Source organism: Candidatus Similichlamydia epinepheli (assembly GCF_003056015.1).
Genome location: NZ_PPEU01000148.1, coordinates 1 through 1,192, shown reverse-complemented (window position 1 = coordinate 1,192; position 1,192 = coordinate 1). Strand labels below are relative to the sequence as shown.

Genomic DNA, 1,192 nt, shown 5'->3' with positions numbered 1-1,192 from the left:
TAAACTCTTCCTTAACTTTGAAAAGCTGTATCAACTTCTTTATTAGTGATGCTTGTTCCCTTTGCTTATAAGACCTTCTAAAACTCGTCCTATGTGGAGAGTATTGCCTGTTTCATCGTAACGAGTTTCTTCAATCAAAAATCGACCAATTTCGTTCTCTAGTATACCACTATCTCCTACTTGACCTCCTTGTCTAGCGTAGAATGTTGTATGGTTAAGAAGAAGGGAACCACTCTCACCAGTAATCAGCTCTTTTATGGAGGTGCCACTTTCTGATCTAATATCTAAAACAACGCAATCGGTTTCAAGGACTCCATACCCTAAAAACGGGGTTTTTTCGAACGAAGAAGATGGGACAATCCCCATGCTTCTTCCTATTCTTCCCTCTCGTGATCGCTCTTTTGCTTTGTTTTCTTCTTCTTGAAAACCTTCTAGGTCAACGGTCAGATCATTTTCTTCAGCAAAGAAGAGTATTTCTTCTAAAGGCATACCATAGGTATCCTTAAGTTTGAAGGCGATGTGACAGGGAATCGCTTTCCCTGTGTTGAGTAGCTCAGGCAGAAGTTCTTCCATCAAGGATGTTCCCTTGCGGATTGTTTCTAAAAAGTAATGGGATTCTCTGTCGAGAATTTCGAGAATTCTAGAACGATTCTTGGTCAATTCAGGGTAGTGCCCTCCCATTTTCTCTTCTAGCACCGGGAAGATCTCCCTCCAAAATGGTTCTTGAAGTCCTAGTTTCTTTCCGTAACGTAAGGCTCTACGGATGAGTTTTCTAATAATGTATCCCCTTTGAGTATTACCTGGGTTGATTCCGTCAGCAATTGCAAAGGAAACAGATCGAAGATGATCAGCGATAACTCGAAAAGGAGCACTTGTCTGATTTTGGTTCGGATCATAGATTTTGCCAGACATATTCACAATTTTTTGGATTATGTCTGAGAATAAATCAGTTTCAAATACAGAAGGTACATCTTGAAGAAGAGCGCACATCCTTTCCAATCCAAGTCCTGTATCAATGCAAGGGGTAGCTAAAGGAGAAATTGCTCCAGATATGTTTTTTTCATTTTGCATGAATACAATATTCCAGAATTCAACGAATCTCTCCTCTTTCTCGCTTTCTCCTTTTTTAAATTTGTCACCACGATCGTAATAAAGCTCTGAACATGGCCCACAAGGACCATGATCGCCCACT

At 40.3% G+C, this 1,192-nt stretch carries 1 protein-coding gene; it reads right to left on the bottom strand.

Translation table 11 applies throughout. The features are described 5' to 3' along the window. Positions 1-42: 42 nt before the first annotated feature. Positions 43-1,192, bottom strand: a 1,150-nt coding sequence (locus GCCT14_RS05040; RefSeq protein WP_239978391.1) for an alanine--tRNA ligase-related protein, incomplete at its 5' end; no start/stop codon positions are given.